The 6,859-nt window shown below is 48.3% G+C and carries 6 protein-coding genes; 3 read left to right on the top strand and 3 right to left on the bottom strand.

Going from position 1 to position 6,859, the window contains the following annotated elements; all coding sequences use genetic code 11:
* Positions 1–4: 4 nt before the first annotated feature.
* Genes rsxC through rsxA form a run of 3 tightly spaced genes read right to left on the bottom strand, consistent with a single transcriptional unit; the run spans position 5 to position 3,266 of the window.
* Positions 5–2,113, bottom strand: a complete 2,109-nt coding sequence (rsxC, locus tag QEZ41_RS09855) for an electron transport complex subunit RsxC (RefSeq protein ID WP_289411320.1) — start codon at positions 2,111–2,113, stop codon at positions 5–7.
* Positions 2,110–2,685 carry an electron transport complex subunit RsxB gene (rsxB, locus tag QEZ41_RS09860; RefSeq protein ID WP_289411322.1) on the bottom strand — a complete coding sequence of 192 codons (576 nt, stop codon included), beginning with the start codon at positions 2,683–2,685 and terminating at the stop codon, positions 2,110–2,112. The genes rsxC and rsxB overlap by 4 nt, the downstream gene beginning before the upstream one ends.
* Positions 2,682–3,266: an electron transport complex subunit RsxA gene (rsxA, locus tag QEZ41_RS09865; protein WP_289411323.1), complete on the bottom strand. Its 585-nt coding sequence runs from the start codon at positions 3,264–3,266 to the stop codon at positions 2,682–2,684. The genes rsxB and rsxA overlap by 4 nt, the downstream gene beginning before the upstream one ends.
* 429 nt (positions 3,267–3,695) lie before the next feature.
* On the opposite strand from rsxA, the gene QEZ41_RS09870 reads away from it, so the two are divergent.
* From QEZ41_RS09870 to pssA, 3 genes are all read left to right on the top strand, one after another.
* Entirely contained in the window at positions 3,696–4,004 is a 309-nt protein-coding gene (locus QEZ41_RS09870) for a DUF485 domain-containing protein (RefSeq protein WP_289411325.1), read from the top strand.
* A complete protein-coding gene (gene actP / locus QEZ41_RS09875; protein WP_289411326.1) occupies positions 4,001–5,662 on the top strand; it encodes a cation/acetate symporter ActP in 1,662 nt (553 codons plus the stop codon). Before QEZ41_RS09870 ends, actP begins: the two co-directional genes overlap by 4 nt.
* 152 nt (positions 5,663–5,814) lie before the next feature.
* Positions 5,815–6,663 (top strand): CDP-diacylglycerol--serine O-phosphatidyltransferase, encoded by an 849-nt coding sequence (gene pssA, locus QEZ41_RS09880; protein WP_289411327.1) that lies wholly within the window; start codon positions 5,815–5,817, stop codon positions 6,661–6,663.
* Positions 6,664–6,859 lie beyond the last annotated feature (196 nt).

Below are 6,859 nucleotides of genomic sequence, written 5' to 3' on the forward strand. Positions count from 1 at the left end.
GCGACTAGCCTGGGTTATTTGGGCTAGAGACCTGTGCCAAGTTTTTCTCGGCTTCACTGAGCGCCAGCTGTAACTGAGTTAATTCATCTGCGCTTGCACCGGCTTTTTCTGCCTTTTTTAAGGCTGCACGGCGCATGGCCAGTTCAATTTTGGCTTTTTTCATAGCATCGCTTATAGGAACTGCAGCGGTTTTTTGTTCAGTGGACGTGTTCTCTGTGCTAGATGCTTTAGCATGGGTCTGGTTCAGTTGCTCGAGTTGCTGCTGCGCCTGCTGCAGCGCTTGGCGCAAACTGTTTAGACTGGCTTCATCCGTCTCGGCTTTTTCTGCTTTTTTCACGGCAGCGCGGCGCATAGCGAGTTGGATTTTAGCCTTTTTAAGTGCCTCATCGGGTGCGGCAGCTGGGCTGCTGGTTGCCCAGCTCTGTGCTAATTGTGCTTGTGCGGCCGCTAATGCGTCCTGTGCTTGTTTGGCAGCGTCTTTAAGGTTGGCAACCTGCGTCTGCAGGGCTTCGGTATCATGCAAGGCGAGTTGCTTCTCAGCCTTACGCAAGGCAACCTGCGCCATACTGGCGGCAATTTTTAAATGTTTCAGCTCGTCATCGCTAATACTGCCTGTGCTTTGTGCTTGCTGTGCTTCTTGTTTGGCTGCTTGTTCTTGTGCGGCCTTGACTCGAGCTAAGCGCTCATTGCGTGCTTGGCGTTCAGCTGCTTTTTGCTCTTCTTCAAGACGTAGTCGTTCTTGGCGCAGTTCGTAACGCTGTTTGGCATGCTCTGCTTTAGCCATTTTTTGCTCGTGCTGACGAATATCCGCTTTGGCAGCACGATAGTATTGCACCAGTGGAATTTTGGATGAGCACACATAGGCGCAGGCACCACACTCAATACAGTCAGGCAGGTTATAGGCTTTGAGCTGTTCGTGTTGCTCACCCATGGCAAAAAACAACAGCTGTTGTGGCAGCAAGTTACTAGGACAGACTTGTTCACACTCACCGCAGCGAATACAAGGCAGAGCAGCTTCTGGGCTAGGGAACTCTTGTGCTGTACCGGCAATTAGACAGTTGGTGGTTTTGATAACGGGTGCAGCTAGGTTACCTAGACTAAAACCCATCATGGGTCCGCCAACAATCACCTTACTTAGCTGTTGTTTATCCAGTCCAGCAAATTCCAGCAACTCTTCTATAGGTGTGCCCAGCAGACACTCCACATTCACTGGCTGCTTAAGTGCTGTACCGGTAAGCGTAGTCACCCGTGAAATCAGTGGACGACCAAGAACCACTGCATTATAGATTGCCTCGGCAGTACCAACATTTTGGCAGATAATCCCCAGATCAATGGGCAAACTGCCGGAAGGCACTTCCTGTCCAGTAAGGATTTTAATCAATTGCCGCTCACCACCTGATGGATACAGTGTAGGTATGCTAACAACCTGGTATGCGCGACTGCCTAGTGCTGCTTGCATAGAAGCGAGGGCTTCGGGCTTGTTATCCTCGGTGGCAATCAGCACATTTTTGGGGCGTGTAAGTTGCACTAAAATATCTACGCCGGCAAGAATTTTGTCAGCGCGCTCGCGCATCAGTAGATCGTCAGCGGTGATGTAGGGCTCACACTCAGTACCATTGATAATCAGGCTATCAATGCCAGACATGATTTTGCCGCTAAGCTTGATGGCGGTAGGAAAGCCTGCACCACCCAGTCCGACAATGCCAGATTGCTGAATAATATGGAAAATTTCTGAGCTAGTCAGAGTGCTGGGATTAATTTCTGGTGTGGGTTCTTGCCACAGGTCTAAACCATCGGTATGGATTTCTATAGCAAGGTAGGGCTCGCCTGATTGGTGCGGGTAAGGCGCGGGACCAATGGCGGTCACAGTGCCCGAGCTGGGTGCATGCACTGACGCGCTAATAGCGGCCATGTTTTGCGCAATAAGCTGACCTTTGTACACATAATTGCCAATCTCGACGCAGGGCTCTGCGGGTTGTCCCGCGTTTTGCAACACAGGAACTATCAAGCGTTTGGGTAATGGCGGGTATTGGATGTTACCTTGATTGGATTGGCTTTTATTCTCTGGTGGATGAATGCCGCCATGGAATTTGTCTAGGGGCCAGTGGGTCATTCTAAGGCCTCCTTATCGCTGGCAATAATCTGGTATTGGCGTGTTGGCTGTTGCCATTTCCACGAACGTAGATCAGTTTCTATGGGGCGCATTTCAATACAGTCAACGGGGCAGGGTTCTACGCAAAGATCGCAGCCGGTACATTCGCTACTGATGACCGTATGCATTTGTCTTGAGGAACCCAGGATGGCATCGACTGGACAGGCTTGAATGCATTTTGTGCAGCCTATGCATTCCTCTTCGCGGATATAAGCAACTACAGGTGTTTTTTCACCTTCAGCAGCATCAAGGGGTTCGGGCTCTACATCAAGCAGGTCAGCTAGAGCTTGAATTGTTGCTTCGCCACCGGGTGGGCACTTGTTAATTTTATCACCAGCAGCAATGGCCTCAGCATAAGGACGACAGCCGGGATAGCCACATTGCCCACATTGGGTTTGCGGTAAAATGGCATTGATTTGCTCAACAATAGGGTTGCCTTCTACGCGAAAACGAACAGCAGCAAAACCCAGCAGTGCACCAAAAACAAGGCTGAGGAGGGTCAGTACGGCAACTGCAGTGAGAATTAGCGTCATAGCTTAACCAGTCCGGCAAAGCCCATGAAAGCTAGTGACATTAAGCCCGCGGTGATCATGCCGATGGCTGCCCCTTGGAAAGGTTTGGGTACATCGGCGATGGCAATTCGCTCACGCATTGCAGCAAACAACACCAATACCAAAGAAAAACCAATGCCGGCAGCGAAGCCGTTAATGCTGGAAGCAACGAAACCGTACTCAGTACGGTTAGCGTTGAGGATGGCTACACCAAGTACGATGCAGTTGGTGGTGATTAAAGGCAAGAAAATACCTAAAACGCGATACAGCAAGGGACTGGTTTTGTTAACCACCATCTCAGTGAATTGCACCACTACAGCAATCACCACAATAAAGCTGATGGTGCGTAAAAACTCAATATCCAACGGTTTTAACACGTATTGCTGCAATAGATAGCTGCAGATAGCCGCCAGTGTCAGGACGAAGGTGGTGGCTAGGGATAGGCCGATTGCAGTTTCGATTTTTTTGGAAACCCCCATGAAGGGGCACAAACCCAAAAATTGCACCAAAACAAAGTTGTTTACCAGAATGGCGCTAATAGCAATTAAAAAGATTTCGCTCATAAGAATAATTGTATCTGCAAGCCAGTGCTTAAAAATTAGGGTGCAAGATTAAGTTGTATGCAAGGTCAACTAGTTATTTCGTCTAGCCATTATCCTGCAGCTTGCCGGTCGGTACAAGAGTTGTAAAGTTTTCTGTAGTACCGAAGATTTCTATCTATATGAATAAAAAGAATTTTATTGGTTTTTTTCTGAATGAAGCATCGATTAAAGCGACGCTTTATCGCACCCTTAGGTCTTAAATCCAGCTTAATTGTAACAAAGTACGACCAAGGTAGGTTGGTTAGTTAGCTTAGTAATCTTTAGATTGCATTTCATGCCTCACACAGGTGATTTGGTTACTTCAGGTATCACTCGTGTGTAGCGATTACACGTTAGTAACACAAACTGACCTATTTAAAGGGTAGGTCTATTGAGAAAAGGAAGCATGCAATGCAGAAAGATATTGTGCAGCAGGTGTTAAATCACCCTAAGTACGTAGAGCTGGTTAAGCGCCGTACGCGCGTCAGTATGATTTTTTTCGCCACTGCTCTGATTATTTATTCAGGGTTTATTTTAACGCTCGCTTATTTGCCTGATTTGTTCGCGCAGCCTCTGGGGGAGGGTTGGACGATGAGTGTGGGTGTCCTTACCGGCATTTTGGTGGTTTTTAGCGCGGTAATCATGATTGCGCTGTATGTGCATTTTTCGAATAAGCATTTTGATCCGCTACTGGAGCAGGTTGTGAGGGATGTAGAATGAAAAAGACATTAATAAGTACTCTGTTGTTGTCTTTGTTTGCGCAGCCTGCATTTGCGGGTACAGGACAAGCTAACACCTCAGCGATTGTGATGTTCTTGCTGTTTATTGCGGGAACCATGGTAATTACTTGGTGGGCGGCGCGTAAAACGCAAACCACTTCTGATTTCTATACCGCTGGTGGTGGCATTACTGGTTTCCAGAACGGTTTGGCGATTGCGGGGGACTATATTTCCGCCGCTTCATTCCTAGGTATTGCAGGTCTGGTGTACGTCAGTGGTTTTTACGGCATCATTTACGCGATTGGCTTCCTGTTCGGTTGGCCGGTGGTGATGTTCTTGATTGCCGAGCGCTTGCGTAACTTGGGTCGCTTTAACTTTGCTGACGTGACGGCGTTTCGTTTGGGGCAAACCCAGATGCGTATTCTCGCCTCTAGTGCGTCGCTGCTGATTATCGCGCTGTACTTGATTGCGCAGATGGTCGGTGCCGGTAAGTTGATCGTATTGCTGTTCGGTATTGAATATAAGTTCTCCGTCGTAATCATTGGCGTGCTGATGATGATTTACGTTTTCTTTGGCGGCATGACAGCCACTACTTGGGTGCAGATCATTAAAGCCGTGTTGATGCTGACCGGTGGTACGTTGCTGGCGGGCTTGGTGTTGTATCAGTTTGGCTTTAACGCAGACACCATGCTGGCAGAAGCGGTGCGTGTTCACCCTAACGGTGTAGAAATTATGGCGCCGGGTACCGCAGTGAGCGAACACCCACTAAACGCCTTGTCCTTGGGTATTGCTTTAGCCTTTGGTACGGCAGGCTTGCCACACATCCTGATGCGTTTCTTTACGGTGTCCAGTGCACAAGAAGCACGTAAGTCAGTGATTTGGGCCAGTAGCTTTATTGGTTACTTCTACCTGCTCACCTTTATTATTGGTTTCGGTGCGATTGCTTTACTGGTACGTCACCCTGAGTACTTCACCACGGCAGCGGATGGCAGCTTTAATATGTTGACTGACCTGATTGGTGGGACCAACATGGCGGCGGTGCACTTGTCTAACGCTGTAGGCGGTAGCTTATTGCTAGGGTTCTTGGCAGCAGTAACCTTCGCGACTATTGTTGCGGTGGTGGCAGGTTTGGCGTTAGCCGGTGCGGCAGCGATTGCGCATGACCTGTATGCCAACGTGATTGCACGCGGTCGCTCCACTGAAGCACAAGAAATGAGAATCTCTAAAATCTCTATTCTCGTGTTAGGCGTGCTAGCTATCCTGCTAGGTATAGTATTCGAGCATCAGAACGTAGCCTTCATGGTGGGCTTGGCCTTTGCGATTGCAGCCAGTGCTAACTTCCCTGTGTTGGTGTTGTCCGTATCATGGCGCGGTTGTACAACCCGCGGTGCAACCATAGGTGGCTTTGTGGGTCTTCTGTTTGCCACGGTATGGGTTGTGTTGAGTAAGACCGTTTGGGTTGATGTGTTCGGTAATGTTGATCCTATTACCCCGTTCCCTAACCCAGGTATCTTCTCGATTCCTTTAGCCTTCCTGTCAATCTGGTTCTTCTCAATTACAGATAAGGGTGCGAATGCACAAAATGAGCGCGATGCCTTTGATGCGCTGACTGTGCGTAGTCAGACAGGTATCGGTCGTTCAGGAGCTACCGAGCATTAATTCAGTAGAGGTATGCTAAAGAAAACGCGGCCCGTCAAACGGCCGCGTTTTTTGTTGCTGGGTTAATGAGTTTGGTAGCTAAAGCGTTTCGTGTAGAATCAGTCCGTGTTGAAATTTAATATAAAAGTTTTTCTAGCTAGGACTATATGAGTATGACCACTAATCAGCCCGAACCAGCTGAGTCTTCAAATAAAGAGAGTGCTTTGGAAAACTTGTTGCCTATAGGTGAGCACGAAGAAGAAGGCCGCGATGAGCAAGGGCGCAAGGTTCGCCATAAAGGTGTATATCTGCTGCCGAATTTATTCACTACAGCCAATATGTTTGCTGGGTTTTATGCAATAGTCTGTGCAATACATGGCAGCTTCGAAATTGCCTCCGTCGCCATTTTTGTAGCCATGGTGTTCGATGGGCTGGATGGGCGGGTGGCACGAATGACGCAAACGCAAAGTGCCTTTGGTGCCGAGTACGACTCGCTATCCGATATGGTGGCGTTTGGCGTAGCGCCGGCGATATTGGCTTATCAGTGGGCTTTATCAGAGTTAGGTAATGTTGGCTTAACCGTTGCTTTTATCTATACCGCTTGTGGGGCATTACGCTTGGCGCGCTTTAATACGCAAATCGATACGGTAGATAAACGTTGGTTTATCGGATTAGCCAGTCCTGCCGCCGCCGCTGTAGTGGCGGGAATGGTTTGGTCAGTAGCTACTTTTACCGATAAGGGTGTGGTAGGTGCGGACCTTCCGGTAGCCGTGGTGATGCTGTTTGCGTTTTTAGTGGCGGCTGTTGGTTTGCTGATGGTTAGCAATATCAAGTTTTATAGCTTTAAGGATTTAGATCTAAAAGGGCGTGTGCCCTTTGTCGCAATTCTTGTAGTGGTGTTGGCGTTTGCGGTTATCTTTAGCGATCCGCCGCGCGTACTCTTGTTGATTTTTATGGCCTATGCGGTATCGGGGCCAGTGCAGTTTGTGTTGCAAATGCGTAAAAATAAAAAAGGTGCCTAGCCTGTGTTGACAGCTGGCAAAGAAGCTGTAGAATGCGCGTCCACTCAACGGGGTTGCTTAAGAGTTCAAGCAAAAATTATTTTTTAAAACCCCTTGACGTAAAAAGATTGGCCTCTATAATACGCCACCTCAGATGCAGCGACGCACTTAGCGCAAAGCTTCTGAACAGTTCTTTAACATTTTAATCAAGCAATTC

The organism is Thiopseudomonas acetoxidans, from assembly GCF_030362935.1.
Classification (GTDB): Bacteria; Pseudomonadota; Gammaproteobacteria; order Pseudomonadales; family Pseudomonadaceae; genus Thiopseudomonas; species Thiopseudomonas acetoxidans.

Coding starts and splice junctions, on each gene's coding strand:
- actP (WP_289411326.1), top strand. CDS start 4,001: ATGAAAAAGACATTAATAAGTACTCTGTTGTTGTCTTTGTTTGCGCAG.
- pssA (WP_289411327.1), top strand. CDS start 5,815: ATGACCACTAATCAGCCCGAACCAGCTGAGTCTTCAAATAAAGAGAGT.
- rsxB (WP_289411322.1), bottom strand. CDS start 2,685: ATGACGCTAATTCTCACTGCAGTTGCCGTACTGACCCTCCTCAGCCTT.
- rsxC (WP_289411320.1), bottom strand. CDS start 2,113: ATGACCCACTGGCCCCTAGACAAATTCCATGGCGGCATTCATCCACCA.
- rsxA (WP_289411323.1), bottom strand. CDS start 3,266: ATGAGCGAAATCTTTTTAATTGCTATTAGCGCCATTCTGGTAAACAAC.
- QEZ41_RS09870 (WP_289411325.1), top strand. CDS start 3,696: ATGCAGAAAGATATTGTGCAGCAGGTGTTAAATCACCCTAAGTACGTA.